Annotated in this window: 17 protein-coding genes; 10 read left to right on the top strand and 7 right to left on the bottom strand. The window is 48.9% G+C overall.

Going from position 1 to position 14,797, the window contains the following annotated elements:
- Nucleotides 1-151 precede the first annotated feature (151 nt).
- The gene (locus BDT_RS18475) at nucleotides 152-1,825 is read right to left on the bottom strand and encodes a hypothetical protein (protein WP_015092764.1); all 1,674 of its coding nucleotides are present in this window, start codon (nucleotides 1,823-1,825) and stop codon (nucleotides 152-154) included.
- Nucleotides 1,826-2,030: 205 nt separating this feature from the next.
- On the opposite strand from BDT_RS18475, the gene BDT_RS18470 reads away from it, so the two are divergent.
- On the top strand, nucleotides 2,031-2,387 hold the full coding sequence (locus tag BDT_RS18470) for a KH domain-containing protein (protein WP_041578129.1): 357 nt from the start codon (nucleotides 2,031-2,033) through the stop codon (nucleotides 2,385-2,387).
- Nucleotides 2,388-2,425: 38 nt separating this feature from the next.
- Here the strand turns inward: BDT_RS18470 and BDT_RS18465 are convergent, their stop codons facing one another.
- From BDT_RS18465 to sucC, 3 genes are all read right to left on the bottom strand, one after another.
- The gene (locus BDT_RS18465; RefSeq protein ID WP_148278904.1) at nucleotides 2,426-4,195 is read right to left on the bottom strand and encodes a beta-sandwich domain-containing protein; all 1,770 of its coding nucleotides are present in this window, start codon (nucleotides 4,193-4,195) and stop codon (nucleotides 2,426-2,428) included.
- A 203-nt stretch (nucleotides 4,196-4,398) separates the two neighbouring features.
- A complete protein-coding gene (gene sucD / locus BDT_RS18460) occupies nucleotides 4,399-5,271 on the bottom strand; it encodes a succinate--CoA ligase subunit alpha (RefSeq protein WP_015092761.1) in 873 nt (290 codons plus the stop codon).
- A gap of 6 nt (nucleotides 5,272-5,277) precedes the next feature.
- Entirely contained in the window at nucleotides 5,278-6,441 is a 1,164-nt protein-coding gene (gene sucC, locus BDT_RS18455; RefSeq protein ID WP_015092760.1) for an ADP-forming succinate--CoA ligase subunit beta, read from the bottom strand.
- A gap of 128 nt (nucleotides 6,442-6,569) precedes the next feature.
- Here sucC and BDT_RS18450 point away from each other — a divergent pair, with 128 nt between their 5' ends.
- Nucleotides 6,570-7,328 (top strand): ABC transporter ATP-binding protein, encoded by a 759-nt coding sequence (locus tag BDT_RS18450; RefSeq protein WP_015092759.1) that lies wholly within the window; start codon nucleotides 6,570-6,572, stop codon nucleotides 7,326-7,328.
- On the opposite strand, the gene BDT_RS18445 is transcribed toward BDT_RS18450, so the two are convergent.
- Both BDT_RS18445 and BDT_RS19340 read right to left on the bottom strand, forming a co-directional pair.
- Nucleotides 7,325-7,576 carry a hypothetical protein gene (locus BDT_RS18445; RefSeq protein WP_041578128.1) on the bottom strand — a complete coding sequence of 84 codons (252 nt, stop codon included), beginning with the start codon at nucleotides 7,574-7,576 and terminating at the stop codon, nucleotides 7,325-7,327. The genes BDT_RS18450 and BDT_RS18445 overlap by 4 nt on opposite strands.
- Entirely contained in the window at nucleotides 7,576-8,898 is a 1,323-nt protein-coding gene (locus BDT_RS19340; RefSeq protein ID WP_015092758.1) for a hypothetical protein, read from the bottom strand. Before BDT_RS19340 ends, BDT_RS18445 begins: the two co-directional genes overlap by 1 nt.
- Before the next feature lie 196 nt (nucleotides 8,899-9,094).
- On the opposite strand from BDT_RS19340, the gene BDT_RS18435 reads away from it, so the two are divergent.
- Genes BDT_RS18435 through BDT_RS18415 form a run of 5 tightly spaced genes read left to right on the top strand, consistent with a single transcriptional unit; the run spans nucleotide 9,095 to nucleotide 12,764 of the window.
- Nucleotides 9,095-9,805, top strand: coding sequence for an ABC transporter ATP-binding protein (locus BDT_RS18435; RefSeq protein ID WP_226987852.1), 711 nt, complete (start codon nucleotides 9,095-9,097; stop codon nucleotides 9,803-9,805).
- A 2-nt stretch (nucleotides 9,806-9,807) separates the two neighbouring features.
- Nucleotides 9,808-10,581 (top strand): MlaE family ABC transporter permease, encoded by a 774-nt coding sequence (locus tag BDT_RS18430; protein WP_235046196.1) that lies wholly within the window; start codon nucleotides 9,808-9,810, stop codon nucleotides 10,579-10,581.
- Nucleotides 10,578-11,297 (top strand): MlaE family ABC transporter permease, encoded by a 720-nt coding sequence (locus tag BDT_RS18425; protein ID WP_015092756.1) that lies wholly within the window; start codon nucleotides 10,578-10,580, stop codon nucleotides 11,295-11,297. Before BDT_RS18430 ends, BDT_RS18425 begins: the two co-directional genes overlap by 4 nt.
- A gap of 8 nt (nucleotides 11,298-11,305) precedes the next feature.
- A complete protein-coding gene (locus tag BDT_RS18420) occupies nucleotides 11,306-12,082 on the top strand; it encodes an MlaD family protein (RefSeq protein ID WP_011166106.1) in 777 nt (258 codons plus the stop codon).
- Between the two features lie 28 nt (nucleotides 12,083-12,110).
- Complete coding sequence (locus BDT_RS18415; RefSeq protein WP_041578126.1) at nucleotides 12,111-12,764, top strand: hypothetical protein; 654 nt, start codon at nucleotides 12,111-12,113, stop codon at nucleotides 12,762-12,764.
- Between the two features lie 353 nt (nucleotides 12,765-13,117).
- Here the strand turns inward: BDT_RS18415 and BDT_RS19495 are convergent, their stop codons facing one another.
- Nucleotides 13,118-13,249, bottom strand: coding sequence for a hypothetical protein (locus BDT_RS19495; protein WP_011166103.1), 132 nt, complete (start codon nucleotides 13,247-13,249; stop codon nucleotides 13,118-13,120).
- Between the two features lie 147 nt (nucleotides 13,250-13,396).
- Here BDT_RS19495 and BDT_RS19250 point away from each other — a divergent pair, with 147 nt between their 5' ends.
- The 3 genes from BDT_RS19250 to BDT_RS18390 are packed head-to-tail and all read left to right on the top strand — an operon-like array spanning nucleotide 13,397 to nucleotide 14,796.
- Nucleotides 13,397-14,134, top strand: coding sequence for a hypothetical protein (locus BDT_RS19250; protein WP_148278903.1), 738 nt, complete (start codon nucleotides 13,397-13,399; stop codon nucleotides 14,132-14,134).
- Nucleotides 14,122-14,559, top strand: coding sequence for a hypothetical protein (locus BDT_RS18395; RefSeq protein WP_041578125.1), 438 nt, complete (start codon nucleotides 14,122-14,124; stop codon nucleotides 14,557-14,559). Before BDT_RS19250 ends, BDT_RS18395 begins: the two co-directional genes overlap by 13 nt.
- A gap of 27 nt (nucleotides 14,560-14,586) precedes the next feature.
- Entirely contained in the window at nucleotides 14,587-14,796 is a 210-nt protein-coding gene (locus tag BDT_RS18390; protein ID WP_015092751.1) for a hypothetical protein, read from the top strand.
- Nucleotide 14,797 lies beyond the last annotated feature (1 nt).

Below are 14,797 nucleotides of genomic sequence, written 5' to 3'. Positions count from 1 at the left end.
CAACAGTGCCAAGGTGTCTCAGTACGGGAAATCGCGGATTTGCCGGAAATCCGCGGTAAATACGATGATGGCTTGTGTTTAGAGATTGAACAGCGGACGCCAATAAGCGCCCGCATTCGTTGTGAAAAACAGGATGCTCGCAGATGTTCTGTCAGAGCGTCTGCAGGAACTGAATCAGATTGTACTTGTCTTCAGCAGACAAAATCTCAACGCCGTCTTTGATGAAAATACCTTCATCGTGACCCATGTTGCCCATGCCGGCGTTTCTTGTGTCGTACAGGTGCTCGCGTGTCTTCCAAGCTTTCGGAGTCTTATCGCCGATCGGGTAGCCGCCGCAGGCAAAGTCATAATCCGTGTCTTTGTTCAGCGCTTCGCCGGAATAATAAATCGACGGACGCTTCTTTGCCGAAGTCAGCAGTACACACAGATTCGGGATCGAGTTGTTGTGCATATACGGCCATCTTGCCCAGATGCCCACCAGTGGTGGTGGCACATAACCTTCCTGCGCTTTGATGACGATGCCGTTCTTTTTGGAGATTTCAAGATCATTGAGCTGCTCCAAAGACTTCATGCCCTGACGGCGGAATGGATCCGTTCCGACATTTACCACCGGCGTTTTTTCTTTGTAGCGTACTTCCACGGTTTTCAGGCGTTCGGCGGCGGACAGCACCAGGGCGTGCGGCTGGTTCCAGGCTTTTTCATAGTTACCGTGGCACTTGGCGCAGTTGTTTTTAAAAATCTGCTCGCCAGCTTTGGCGCGGCCCAGATCGATTTTTTCCGCTGGATAGAAATCCGTGATGTGCGGTGCTTCTGAGGCAAACACCGCGGTGGTCAGCTCTTTGATCACGTGATCATTTTCAGCCAGCCAGGTTTCAAGTTCATGCAAATCGGCGCCACGGCCGATCTCGTTCCAAATCAGGTTGGTGAAGATCGGGTTGCCGCTCAGAACACTTCCGTCGGACAGCCAGCGGTTTTTGTATTTTACGTTCCACCAGACGGCCGGTTTGGAATCCGCAGGCTTGTTGTCCAGATAGGCATCCGCACGCGGGGATCTTGCTGCTTTGTCGCTGTAGTTGGCATAGCCGTCTTTCGCACGACGATTCAGTGACAAACTGACTTGCGCCAGGGATGTATCCAAACCCAGAGTGATGGGCTGTTTCAATTCTACGAACGTCAGGCGCGCCTTGGATTCCACCAACAAAGCGGTTTCCGCATCGGTGGCGCGGGTGTAGGCCTGGAAGATGTGGGGATCCATCAAAGGCATGACCTTCTTGGCCTTGATGAAGAATTCATTCGCGCGGGGGAACCGGTTGGTCATGCCCAGGACGGTTTTACCAAACAGGTTCGATGAATGGCAGGCCGCACAGCTGAATGTGAAGCCTTCAGCGCCGTTTCGTTCAATCAATCCAAAACCCATCAGAGTGTCAGGGCGGATTTCATTGGGATAAGGAACAGCATACACCCCGCGCTCGTTTTCAAGCGGGTACTTGTGCAGGCCGAGGTTTTCTAAAACGTCTTCAAAATTTTTGAAACCGCTGATTCCCTTCATCAGGCTTTGAATCCACTTGCGCAAAGGATTGCTGTTCTTTTCCTCGATCAGGCGGCGCACGGGCTCATAGGGTGGCAACATCCCGGTGACGGTCACCGGATAGACTTGGGCGTGGATCTTTCCCTTATTTTGAGACGTCTGGAAATCGAAATCGTTCCACAAGTAGATGTTAGATCTCCCACCCGGTGGGACGGCCACCCCGGCAGTCCAGTCGGGTTCGGTTTGGGCAAAAGCCGTTGCGGAGATCAGGGTCAGAAGGAAAAAGAACTTCGTCATTCCCGATGCTTACAATGTCGTAAGATTACTAGACAATAATATTCTGTCGTTTGACGGGGAGAGCAGGCCCCCAAAGCTTTTTAAATGGGGCCTTATGAAAAATTGTAATGGTGTGTTCCACAAATCTGGAAGGGAGCACTATCTGCGGACAGGATCTGGTGAAAGAAAAATTCTAAGTTAACATGAAATTGTTAACAGGAGTTTTATGGGTGCCGAGTCCGTTAAAGTGATTAAAGTAGTGCGTTCCTCTTCAACATCGCGAGTTGATTCCGGGGCTGCGCCATTAGCAGACAATATTGCCGAGATCCGTGAAAAAGCCCGTGAATTTTTACTTTCGGCTTTGCAGATGTTAGCACCTGAGGCTCAAGGTATCGGTGTGGATGTCGTGATTGGTGAAAAGACCACCCAGTATGTCGTCAGCTGCCCGAAAGAAGCCATTGGCCGGGTGATCGGTCAAAGAGGTGCCACGATCATGTCCTTGCGCCAGGTTCTGGGAGCGATCATGGGCGCGGCCGGAGCCCGCGCTGTCATCGAAATTCCCTATTATCCAGCCGACAAATAAAAAACCCACAGTGTTTCCATTGTGGGTTTTGAAAAATCCTATTTTGATTTTACCAGGCTGCTTAAGTGGACGTTGTGAGTTCCAGAGTATCCGTTCAAAGTGACTTGAGCGGTGCCGTTGCCAAACACCGAAATCACTTTCCCAGTGTAGGTTCGATCGTAAACGATGCGATCACCAGCGCAAATTCCTTTGGAGCAGGTTACAGCCTTCGTCAAGGTGCTTAAGGAAACAGTGTGAGTTCCGTTATAACCCTCGATCGTGACAAGTGCCTGACCATTGCTAAAGACCTTAATGACCTTGGCCTTCATGGTGAAATCATACATCAACTGATCTCCCGCACAGATGCCGCTGGCACAGTTGATTTTTTTGCTCAAAGAGCTAATCGCCACCGTGTGGGTGCCATTGTAGCCCGCGATCGTGACCAGGGCCTGTCTGTTGTTATAGACTTCAATGACTTTGGCTTCCATGGTGCGGTCGTACATCAGGGAATCACCTGCACAAACACCCTCAAGGCAGCGGGTCGGGCGGGAAATTTCTGAAATACTGATCATATGAGTGCCGGAATAACCCTCGATGGTCACTTGCACTTTGCCGTTGGAATAAACCTTCAAAAGCTTGGCTTTAGAGGTGTTGTTGTACATCACAGAATCGCCGACACAAAGTTCACGCGAACACTGAATTGAATTGGCAAGTTCAGACAGGTTTACGATGTGCATTCCGGAATACCCGGCCAGAGTCACCTGAGCTTTGCCATTGGTGAAAAGTTTTTTGATGGTTGCATCGTAGGAATTGCTATAGATCGCCTGACGATTGATGCAGAAGTTCTGATGGCAGTCGACGGACTTGGCAAGTTCACTCAAGTTTACGATGTGCAAACCGGAATAACCATCCAGCACCACGCGTGCTTTTTTGTTCGAGAATACTTCTTTGATTACGCCACTATAGCTGCCAGAGTACAAAATGTTGTGCCCGCCGCACAAGCCATCCAGACACGCGGTTTGGGTGCCAATGTCACGAATGTCAATGTCGTGGGTGCCGCTGTAACCGTCGAGAGTCACACGCACTTTGCCGCCACCTAAAATCTGAACGATGGTGCCGACGTAAGATCCGGAATACACAATCTTTGTGCCTTTGGCGATAGCCTCAGGACGGCTGTTCGGAGCAGACGGCTGGATTTGAACCGGAGTCGAATTGCCCGGTGCGGGAGGCGCCGCAGGGGTTGCTGCAACAGGCTCAATCACCTGTTGCAGGGCCAGGCGTGGTACTTCGCTTGCACCGATGGCGCGCAGGCGGATGTTCGCGGCACCGCCATAGGATTCAGCGACCAGTTCGATGGAAGCCACACGGTCGGACAGGTTCAGATTTTCTGACACCAATGATTCCCAGGTGGAAAGCACGCGGCTGTCCTTGAATTCACGCACGGAAATCTGCTGACCCCGTTCGGTGATAAGGGAAGCGGAATGGATCTTCAGCTTGTTGACCTCTACTACCAGTTCCAGTCGGTTCAGGACGGCAGAGCGCTGCAGATCAATCTTATAAGTTGCGCCACCGGACTTGCGCGACATCGAGGTGATGGAAAGCTCACCCTTATATTCGGTCTGCACAGGCGCTGCGGGTGCCGTCGGTGTTGTTGTGGATTGAGTTTGAGTCGTGTCTTCCGCTGGCGGGGCCGGAGGAGTCGTTGGGGTGGTGACGACATCGCCCTCGAATTCGCCCGGGAACGGCAAATCGACGATGATTTCGGCGCGAGCCGTGTTGTGAACCAGCGACAATAAGGCCATAAATGCAGCCAAACCAGAACGTTTCATAAAATCTCCTAAATTGATCAACGCGAAGCTTGTTACAAGAGGTGTTCCACCGCTTTGCGGGCTTGAAATCAATCAGAGGATGTTTGGGATGGGTCAGGGTGTCTTGAAAATTGACAGGGATCGCAAATGGTCAGCCGGGAAAACAAAAAAACCCACGACATTTCTGCCGTGGGTTTTTGAAAGTTGTATCTAAAAACTTAGAACTACTTTTTCAGCATGGATTGCATAGTCGTACCCATGTCCGCTGGGGAACGGGAGATCTTGCAACCAGCAGCTTCAAGCGCTTTGAACTTCGCTTCCGCTGTGCCTTTGCCGCCGCTGATGATCGCACCGGCGTGACCCATACGTTTACCAGCCGGAGCCGCAGCACCCGCGATGAACGCCGTCACTGGCTTTTTGAAGTGAGCTTTGATGTATTCAGCTGCTTCTTCTTCCGCCGTACCACCAATTTCACCGATCATGATAACGCCGTCAGTGTCTGGATCTTCATTGAACAATTTCAAAACGTCGATGAAGTTTGTGCCGTTCACCGGGTCACCACCGATACCCACGCAAGTGGATTGACCGATACCAAGTGCCGTCAACTGACCTACAGCTTCGTAAGTCAATGTGCCGGAACGGGAAAGAACGCCGATACGACCTGCTTTGTGGATATGGCCTGGCATGATGCCGATTTTGCATTCGCCTGGAGTGATAACGCCCGGGCAGTTAGGACCTACCAAACGAGTGCGTTTACCCTTCATGTATTCTTTCACTTTCACCATGTCCAAAACTGGAATGCCTTCAGTGATACAGATGACAAGATCCAGATCCGCATCAACTGCTTCCATGATGGAGTCAGCTGCGAATGGAGGTGGAACGAAGATCACGGAAGCGTTGCAACCCGTGGCTGCTTTGGCTTCCTTCACAGTGTTGAACACTGGAAGACCGATGTGAGTTGTGCCACCTTTACCCGGAGTCACACCACCAACCATTTTAGTTCCGTATGCCAATGCCTGCTCAGAGTGGAAAGTACCTTGAGCACCAGTGAAACCTTGGCAGATTACTTTTGTGTTTTTGTTAATAAGAATTGCCATGTTCGCTTATCCTTTAATCGCAGCAACGATCTTTTTAGCTGCATCAGTCAGGTTGTCGGCTGGAGTGATGTTCAAGCCAGACTCTTTCAACATTTTTTTACCAAGTTCAACGTTTGTACCTTCAAGGCGCACAACCAATGGAACTTTCAGGCCCAGCTCTTTGGAGGCTGCGATAACGCCTTCAGCGATGATGTCACATTTCATGATACCACCGAAGATGTTAACCAGAATGCCCTTTACGTTTTTGTCTTTCAGGATGATTTTGAACGCCTCAGTCACTTTCTCTTTGTTGGCGCCGCCGCCAACATCCAGGAAGTTTGCAGGTTCAGCACCGTGCAACTTGATGATGTCCAAAGTCGCCATCGCCAGACCCGCACCGTTCACAAGGCAGCCGATGTTACCATCAAGCTTGATGAACGCCAGATCGAACTTGGAAGCTTCGATTTCAGACGGTTCTTCTTCGTTCAGGTCACGCATCTCTACGATGTCTGGATGACGGAACAAAGAGTTGGAGTCGAAGTTCATTTTTGCATCCAAGCAAAGAACGTCGCCTTCTTTAGTCACAACCAATGGGTTGATTTCCGCGATAGAGCAGTCAGTTGCTACGAATGCGTTGTAAAGACCGGCGAAGAACTTCACCGCTTTGTTCACGATCGCTGGTTCCATACCGATTTGGAAAGCCAGTTCGCGAGCCTGGAACGGCATCAAACCAACAGTTGGGTCGATGTCGACTTTTTTGATCGCGTCTGGATTGTGTTCAGCAACTTCCTCGATGTCCATACCACCTTCGGAAGAAGCCATCATTGCGGCTCTGCCAGTAGCACGGTCAATCAGGCACGCAACATAGTATTCTTTAGCGATGTTGCAACCTTGTTCGATGAAGACCTTTTGAACAACTTTGCCTTCAGGGCCTGTTTGGTGAGTCACCAAAGTCATGCCGATCATTTTTTTTGTGTATTCAGAAACTTCGTCCAGGGACTTAGCAACTTTAACACCGCCGCCTTTGCCGCGACCACCAGCGTGGATCTGAGCTTTAACAACCCAAACGCTTCCGCCGATTTCTTTTGCCGCAGCAACTGCTTCTTCTGGAGAGTGAGCCAGTTTCCCTTTCAGGGTGGCTACTCCGAACTTTCTCAAGACTTCTTTGGCCTGATACTCATGAATATTCATTAATAAACTCCTAATTTCCCACCGAAAAATAAAAACTTGCGTTCGATGACCCATTCAATATCAAATCGTATTTAGAGACAACAATTACCGCTGGGCGCAGAAGCCTGCAGAGAGAGAATCTGGACCGCATGAGCATCATCAGTCTGAAAGACGTGACAGTGGCCTTTGAAGATCTTGTTGTGCTGAAGTCCATCAATTTGGAAATTCAGGCGGGCGAATCATTTGTGATTGTGGGTCCCAGCGGGCAGGGAAAAACGACCTTGTTAAAAGCCATGGCAGGGTTGGTAAGTCCCCGTAATGGCAAAGTATTTGTTGAACAAATGGACTGGTCGACGCTGAGCAACAAAGAGCGTCTTCCGCTGCTTAAAAAAGTCGGAATTCTGTTTCAGAAAAACGCACTTTTTGATTCGCTGACATGTGTTCAAAATATCAGCTTCCCGCTGCGTGAAACCACAGGTCTTTCAGACTGGGAAATAACAAAAAAAGCAGAGTATTTCTTGGATGCGGTCGGCATTCCTCATGCCCGTGATTTATATCCGGATGAAATCAGCGGCGGCATGCAAAAACGCCTGGGAATCGCTCGAGCATTAGCTCTGGATCCCGAGATCATTTTCTATGATGATCCAACGGCAGGCTTGGATCCCATCACTTCACGCAAAATCATCGATCTGATCATGACGCTGAAAAAAGAAAAGAGATCGACAGTTGTTGCGATCACCAACGACATGAATCGTGCGTTTCAAATGGCGGATCGAATCGGCATGGTGGTTGATCAGGAACTGCTTATCACCGGAACACCTGAAGAAACCAAAAATCACGCTGATCCACGCGTGCATCAGTTCATTCGCGGATTGCTTGCAGGTCCACTCACCACAGCTAACGTCTAGGTTGTGAAAAATTGCAGGTAAGTAAGTCCGGAGATAATTCCAATAATTACTCCTGTAACGACCCAGCTGCCAATTTTGTCTCTGCGATTCATCGAAAGCATGTCTGCCTTCGTAAGAGGCTGAGTTCCAAGAGCAACCAAGCTTACTGCAAGACTCACGGCAGTTCTTGATTCCGGAGGAACTGCCATGGTCAAAATGACTAATACTGGATGTATCCACCAGTGTAATGTACGAGAAAGTGTCTTCATTAGTCGTTCCTTCTAGTGGGCGTTGAGATTCTGCCAAAATTACCTTTATTAATTTCAGGAATACTTCTTTTCGTCTCAAATTCTTTGTCGAGACGAATTCGAATATTGTCCGTGCCTTTGCCTGCGGGAGACTTGGTGCCACCTTTGTCTACGTCGTCTCTTCTGCCTCTGTAACCTTCATTGGTTGGCGATTCTTTAGGCTCTTTCGGATCCTTGGGCTCCTTTGGTTCTTCAGGCTCTTTGGGTTCCTTTGGTGCCTTCGGCTCCTGAGGGTCTTTAGGCTCCTTGGGTTGCTTTGGTTCTTTGGGTTCTTTAGGGTTTTTAGGTTCCTTCGGCTCGCTGGGTGTATTGTCTTTCTTTTTGTCCTTGTTGCATTCGGCGGAGTCTTTGCAAGAGAGCCCCCCGAGGATCGCGCCCGTAACTACGCCAGTGACTTTCACAAACCAAGGTCCAGGCAATCCTGCTCCAGATGCCGCGCCAGAAAATATGTCGCTTCCGCATTTCGTTGCACAGCTTGACGAGTAGGCCATTAAATCCATTCTGGAAAAGAGGCCGCGAGGTTGTTCGTCTTGATTTGCTTTCGATCCGGGAGTCGAGGTGTTTCCGCGGTTGTTTCTTGGACTGTATCCAGCCTGTGGGTCCTTGGCGTATTCACCATTCAAACTCGGTTCGTCCCGGAAGTCGTCATTCCTTTCCCGAGTGCGTTCTATAGCGGCTCCATAAAAAGAACTTTTTCCGAATAAAGCGTTAGGCAAAAAGTCGTCATTTGCTTGGATGTCTTGCCCGTTCTCTTGCGAATGGGGCCGGCTTCCACCCAGCTTATTTTTCATAAAATTCAACAGTTCAAGGTCGTTCATTCGTGAAATATTTAAAGAGTCATTGCCTGGCTCATCTAATGGTAACTGATACTTGTCGTGAAGATTTCTAGCTAGGCCTGGAGCAACAAGCTGTAATACCGGATTCAGCATGCGTGTAAATTCGGGCCGCCCAGCGGCATGCGCGACGTCCATCAGCGTGAGTAGTGGTTCAACCAAGCCTTTCATCATTCCCATTCGGTCAACTCGGTGGGATAAGAATCTTTCGGCATCATTAGGGTTAAGCCTTGGATTCCAAGCGATAAGTGCCATTGAAAAGAGGCGAGTTGCCTCCATACTGCGGTCGGCAGTAGGGAAGAGCACTTCGAGCCTCTGAATCACTCTATTTCTTTGATGTTCTACCGTGTTATCCTGGGAAATAGGTGCATCTGACAGGCTTGGAGATGCATGGGTCGTTAGAGATGAAAGAATGATAGAAATTGATACTGTCATTTGTTTAATCTTCATAGGGCTTCCTTTATAGGGATTCCTTTGAGCGATGATCGTGCCGATCCTTTTTCAGCTGTTTTGCGGGTAAATTGATTTTGGGCGTTTAAATGTCTCGGAATGTGGACTTTCTCCAAGAATCCAGAAATTTAAATGGCGGTTGACCCCTGAACTTCAGCCCAACTAACATAGCTAAGTGATTGAGTTCAAAAACCTCGTGAAAAGATTCGGTACAAGGACAGTACTCAACGGATTAAATCTAAAAATCCGCGAGGGTGAGATCATCTTTATTCTGGGGACATCTGGGACAGGAAAATCCGTTCTTCTGAAAAACATCGTGGGTCTGCTGACTCCGGATGAAGGAGAAATCTGGATTGATGAAGAAGAGGTCTCAAAGTTCAGCGAAGAACAATATCTTCCGATCCGCAAAAAATGTGGCATGGTTTTTCAGCATCCCGCCTTGTTTGATTCCCTGACTATCTATGAAAATGTGGCCTTCGGGCTTCGTCGTCATTATCAACTGTCTGAAGAAGTCATTCAGGCCAAGGTTTCAAAGGCCCTGCGCCTGGTGAATTTGCACGGTGTGGAACAAAAACGTCCCGGACAAATTTCCTACGGAATGCAAAAGCGAGTGAGTCTTGCCAGAACTGTGGCATTAGAGCCAAGAATTCTGCTGTTTGACGAACCCACCACAGGTCTTGATCCTGTCACCACCACGGCGGTGAATCAGTTGATTCTGGATCTTTCCCGCGAATTGAAAACAACCTCTTTGGTGGTAAGCCACGATATGAACTGCGCACTTTCCATTGCCGATCGCATTGTCGTTCTGGATAAGGGAAACATCGTGGCTTTGGGCACACCCGATGAATTGAAGAAATCTGATCAGCCATTGGTAAAAGACTTCCTGGCCGAGGTGTTAGAGGCATGACCATGATCACATCCCTTTTGGATCAGGTCGGATCCACACTTTTATTCCTGCAAAAAATCCTGCGCACAATGATGTTCAAGAAACTTAAAGTCCACGAGATTTTTGAACAGATCTGGAAAGTCACCGTCGACAGTTTCCCGACCACGGCGATGGCGGGCTTCTTTGTGGGCGCAATCATGACCGTACAGTTTGCGATGCAGGTGAAAGAATTTGGTGCTTTGGGATATCTGGGGGCATTGGCCACCAGTGCGACTTTCAGGGAAGTGGGCCCGCTGTTGATCGCTTTCATGCTGAGCGGAAAAGTCGGGGCGTTCACTTCGGCTGAGCTGGGGACCATGAAGGTCACTGAACAGATCGATGCCGTTCGCTGTCTGGGCGCGGATCCGATTCAGGAAATCATCGTTCCGCGATTTGTCGGTATTATTGTTTCAAGTTTCTTCCTGCTGGCAGCGGGCTTGATGATGTCGGTCTTTGGCGGAATGCTGTTGGGCGAACTGTTTGCCGGTGTGAACTATGAAGAATATCTGCGCCATGTTCCGTTGATTGTCAGTCCGGTATCTATTTTAAGCGGCCTGGTGAAGTGCGGTACTTTCGCGGTGGTGCTGGCGACTATTTGTACTTATCAGGGCTATTCCACAACCGGAGGCGCCAAAGGTGTGGGCCGTGCGGTGGTCGCAACGGCCGTGACGACGATGATTTGTATTGTGGTGATGGACTGGATGACCAGCTTTATCGGGGACATTATCCTTACAATGGTGCGGGGGTTTAGACCATGATCACATTGATCGCTGAAACCCTGACCGGGGTGTTTACACCGCCGTTTCGTCGCAAGGAATTCTTCCAGCAGCTGCATTTTGTGGGCAATAAAAGCCTTTTTATCGTGGTTTTTTGTGTGTGTTTTGCTGCGATTGTCACGATCCTGGAGTCCTCTTTCCATATGAAGATGGTCATTCAGAATGACTCGATGGTGCCGGGCTTTGCTGCCGTTTTAATCCTGCGTGAACTGGGGGCGATTGTCACAGCTTTGCTGCTCAGTTCCCGCGTCGGGGCGGGATACGCTTCTGAAGTCGGTTCCATGCAGATCACCGAGCAGGTGGATGCGCTGAAAATGCTGGGAATTGATCCGGTCAATTACCTGGTGGTGCCACGCTTTTTGGCCTGTGTTCTGGGCGGCATGATGATCACGATTGTCGCCAATATGGCTTGTATATTCTCGGCAATGGCGGTCAGTCAGTTTTACTTGGGTTACACACCGGGTATGTTCCTGACTTCCATGCAGCGGTTTGTGGATTTCAAGGATCTGATCTTTGCAATGATCAAGGGTGCGTGCTTCGGAGGAGTGATTCCTCTTGTGGCTTGTTACTTTGGATTCCGTTGTCAGCAAGGTGCCGAGGGCGTGGGTCGTGCGACAACAAACACGGTGGTCGTGTCTTCGATCGCAATTATTGTGATTGATTTTATTTTGTCCTATACTTTTAGTTATCTTTACTAGGGGAACGTATGAAGGTTGAAACCAAAGTGGGCCTGTTGGCTCTGGTCTCGGTAGTTCTGATTGTGGTGTTTGCCTACTTCATGGGATTTATTTCCCCGTTCTCCAATTCCAAAGAACTTAATGTCATGTACAACTATGCCGGCGGGATTGAAGAAGGTTCTCCGGTGCGTGTAATGGGTATCAAAGTGGGCAAAGTGAAAGCGATCACTTTTGATCCGGGATACAAAGCTCCATCCGGCGAAGAGGTGAAACTGCGCCTGACGATCACAGTTGATAAGAAAGCCTGGACCAGTGTCCGGAAAGATTCCAAATTCTTCATTAATCTTGCCGGTGTGATTGGGGAAAAGTTTCTGGAAATCTCTCCAGGCTCGGTGGATTCCGGTGAATTTTCATCCGGTGATTATGTTCGCGGTGAAGATCCTCCGCGTGTGGATCAATTGATCTCTCAAGGTTATGGTTTGGCTGGCAAAATCATCGAACTTGTCGAAAAAAACGAAGGTTCGGTGACCAATATGATCCAACAACTGAATTCTTTGACGACAAACTTCAATAAAACGCTGGTTCTGCTGGATAAAACGACGAAGAATAAAGAAATGGCCAGACTGCTGGATAATGCGGTCAAAATCAGCGATGACATGGCATATTTGACAGACAAAATGAGATCGAAGAAAGCGGAAGAGACTTATGAACTGGTTCATAAGCTTCTTTTCAGGCTCGAACCGCTGGATGGTCCGGCTTTGAAGAAATTCTTCCAGCAAGAGGGTGTGAAAGCCCGCGTTTTCTAAGATCTCCTCGAGAACAGGGAGGTCCTCTATGTTGAAACTATCTATCCGTCATGCGGTGTCCACCGTGGTGTTTTTTGCAGCCCTGCAAAGTCAAGCAGCCACGGTGATCCTGGGTGCAGACTCCAACTCCATCACCACCAAAGCTCGTTCTATCGAACAAGAATATGCTCAAGGCATGCGCGATGAGCGACTGATGAACACTTATTCCTCCACACTGAGCATGCGCCAGCAGTTGAAAGTCGGCGCCGGCATGTCCGTGGGCGGAGCCCTGGGTGCCATGGGCTTCAATCTGGAATTGAATGTGGAAGATGCTGATGGCGCGGTTGCCGGATTCGGCACGGGTCATGGTTACAACTCTTTCCAACTGGCGTGGAAACATGCTTTTGAAGGTGATTACCTGGCACCTTACTTCACTGCAGGTTATTCCCGCTGGTATAATTCCAGCGGCAGCACCTCGGCTGCTGATCATTCCGGAATTCTGGACCGTGTTTTGACCTCCGCCGAAAAGAAATCCGGCCGATTTGGCACAGATTTTGTGAATGCGTCGTTTGGCCTGCAATATAATCAGCTTTCCGGCGACTTCCGAGGTGTCTCAGTTTATGCAGAACTGATGGCCATGACCGAAATAAAACGCGGCATGTTGCTACCAACCGGCACCGTAGGCGCCTTGTACTACTTCTAACCGGTTGGTGAAAAGGGCCCATCCACTTCGTTGTCGGGCCTTTTACTTCTCTCCGACGTGCTTGGAGCACGCCTCCGTTTCGTAAAAAACCCTCCGTCTCGCGGCTGAACCCTTTTGACCAACCTCAAGCTTTTTGGGTTGGTCTTTTTTTTACTGGCTCTCGCTTCGCGAATCGCGTGGGGGAGCGCCTTGCTTTGCAAGAGCGTTTTTGAAACATCTTTTATCGAAAATATTTAGTGGGATTAGAAAATTCGGATCGGCTTGAAAGCCGCTCTGGTGGCGGGTTTTGGGCATAAAAAAACCCCAGAGTTGCCTCTGGGGTTCAAGAACTAAAAACTAGTTCCTAAGAAAGACTACTTCGCAGCTTTCTTAGTAGCTTTTTTAGTAGCTTTCTTAGCTACTTTTTTTGTAGCTTTTTTTGCTACTTTTTTAGTAGTTTTTTTAACTGCTTTTTTTGTAGCTTTTTTAGCTGCTTTCTTTGCCATGTGCTCCTCCTAGGATGCAAACGTTGTTGTTGTTTCTTAACTTACAAAACTTTACTTACTTAAGTTTTTCCTAATTCGACCACCGACGTCAACAAAAAATTTACCTTGCATATTTTTTGCGAGCAACCGGGTTCAAGGAGGTGCCCTTTGCTCATCGTTTTTTCGATTTCGCTGTTCGGACATGCGCTCGTTCACCGAATCTTTTCATCAGTGGCACGGGATTTTGCATTCTCTCAACACTGGGTTCGATCTTTTTCGATCATGAACCTGGTTGTGATCTGCTTTCTCACCGTCGCAGCCTCGACACCCACCTTGCTCTGGCTTTTCATCGGCATTCTTTTAATAACTTTAAAGTTTTTTCCGGCAATTTTGCGATTTTTCTTAATTCGACGACTGCGAAGTGCGCTGATTCCGCTTCTTGATTGCATGATTCTGGGTTTGCAAACCGGAAAATCCTTCCGTGCTTCGTTCCTTTCGGCCGTTGAATCACAAAGTGGTTGGGTGCGTGTGCAGATGTTTGAAGTGTTACATTCGCTGCAGTTTCCGGAATCGGACATCGCCGTGAAATCCGCTCTGCTGGCGGATTTCCTGTCAGAGATGCGCACAATCGATCAGTCGCAAACCCGCTGTGTGGAACAGGTGAAAGCCCTTCGCCGACACTACAAGATGCTTGAAGATTTTCGACGTAGGTCCGGACAAGTAAGCCAGCAGATCAAGATGCAGGCGATAATTGTCACCGCTCTTTATCTCGCGCTTTTTGTCTTTGTAATTATGCAATTTGGTTTCGATAAGCATCGAAATCTGCTTTTTGGCTCCGGTTTGGTGTTCAGCGCGGGCCTTGTTTTCATTTTTTATGTGGGTAGGAGGATGAAATGGACGGTGTAGCACCTCCGTTAAAGCTTTTATTGGAGGTTAAACGTGCGGTGGAGCGCGGGCAGTCGGTGCGTCAGGGTGTTTTATCTTATGTAAAGACCTCGCACGATGACTTTGTCCCCGTTGTAACCCAATGGTTGGCGCTATTGCAGCAGGGACAGGATCCGAAAGAGGCGTTGAAGGCAGTGCCCTCCCTTTATCGCCGCAGCCTTCTGCAGGTTCTGGAGCGCGGTTTGCGGGGTGAAGCTGTGTTTAATGTGCTGGTGCAGCTGGAATCTGAACTGATAGAGGCCTGTCAGGAGGAAATTTCAGAAAAGATAGCGCGGTTGCCGTTTATATTGCTGATCCCGCTTCTTTTGTTTCAGTTTCCGGCATTTCTGTTGCTCCTTTTTGGTCCTCTTCTTCAAAATTTTTTTCACTCTTTGGGAGGGGGGTGATAGAGTGCCTTCTGTTGGAGGATTCCTATGGCTCAGGCTGATAAAAAGCAGGTGGCACTTGAAAAACTGGTGGACGAGTTGATGAAAGATCAACCCAGTCGTCAGCTTGTAAAGCAGCTGACCAACGAGCTGGGAATGCCTTATTCCCTGGATCCAATGACTCAGATCAATACGGTTTTGCAGTCCATGAACACATCCCACCTTCGTTCCAACCGAAGAAAAGAACTAGAAAGATAGT

Source organism: Bdellovibrio bacteriovorus str. Tiberius (assembly GCF_000317895.1).
Classification (GTDB): Bacteria; Bdellovibrionota; Bdellovibrionia; order Bdellovibrionales; family Bdellovibrionaceae; genus Bdellovibrio; species Bdellovibrio bacteriovorus_F.
Note: the sequence above shows the minus strand (reverse complement) of the source record. Positions and strands in the feature narration are given on the sequence as shown.

Coding starts and splice junctions, on each gene's coding strand:
- BDT_RS18475 (WP_015092764.1), bottom strand. CDS start 1,825: ATGACGAAGTTCTTTTTCCTTCTGACCCTGATCTCCGCAACGGCTTTT.
- BDT_RS18470 (WP_041578129.1), top strand. CDS start 2,031: ATGGGTGCCGAGTCCGTTAAAGTGATTAAAGTAGTGCGTTCCTCTTCA.
- BDT_RS18465 (WP_148278904.1), bottom strand. CDS start 4,195: ATGAAACGTTCTGGTTTGGCTGCATTTATGGCCTTATTGTCGCTGGTT.
- sucD (WP_015092761.1), bottom strand. CDS start 5,271: ATGGCAATTCTTATTAACAAAAACACAAAAGTAATCTGCCAAGGTTTC.
- sucC (WP_015092760.1), bottom strand. CDS start 6,441: ATGAATATTCATGAGTATCAGGCCAAAGAAGTCTTGAGAAAGTTCGGA.
- BDT_RS18450 (WP_015092759.1), top strand. CDS start 6,570: ATGAGCATCATCAGTCTGAAAGACGTGACAGTGGCCTTTGAAGATCTT.
- BDT_RS18445 (WP_041578128.1), bottom strand. CDS start 7,576: ATGAAGACACTTTCTCGTACATTACACTGGTGGATACATCCAGTATTA.
- BDT_RS19340 (WP_015092758.1), bottom strand. CDS start 8,898: ATGAAGATTAAACAAATGACAGTATCAATTTCTATCATTCTTTCATCT.
- BDT_RS18430 (WP_235046196.1), top strand. CDS start 9,808: ATGATCACATCCCTTTTGGATCAGGTCGGATCCACACTTTTATTCCTG.
- BDT_RS18425 (WP_015092756.1), top strand. CDS start 10,578: ATGATCACATTGATCGCTGAAACCCTGACCGGGGTGTTTACACCGCCG.
- BDT_RS18420 (WP_011166106.1), top strand. CDS start 11,306: ATGAAGGTTGAAACCAAAGTGGGCCTGTTGGCTCTGGTCTCGGTAGTT.
- BDT_RS18415 (WP_041578126.1), top strand. CDS start 12,111: ATGTTGAAACTATCTATCCGTCATGCGGTGTCCACCGTGGTGTTTTTT.
- BDT_RS19495 (WP_011166103.1), bottom strand. CDS start 13,249: ATGGCAAAGAAAGCAGCTAAAAAAGCTACAAAAAAAGCAGTTAAAAAA.
- BDT_RS18395 (WP_041578125.1), top strand. CDS start 14,122: ATGGACGGTGTAGCACCTCCGTTAAAGCTTTTATTGGAGGTTAAACGT.
- BDT_RS18390 (WP_015092751.1), top strand. CDS start 14,587: ATGGCTCAGGCTGATAAAAAGCAGGTGGCACTTGAAAAACTGGTGGAC.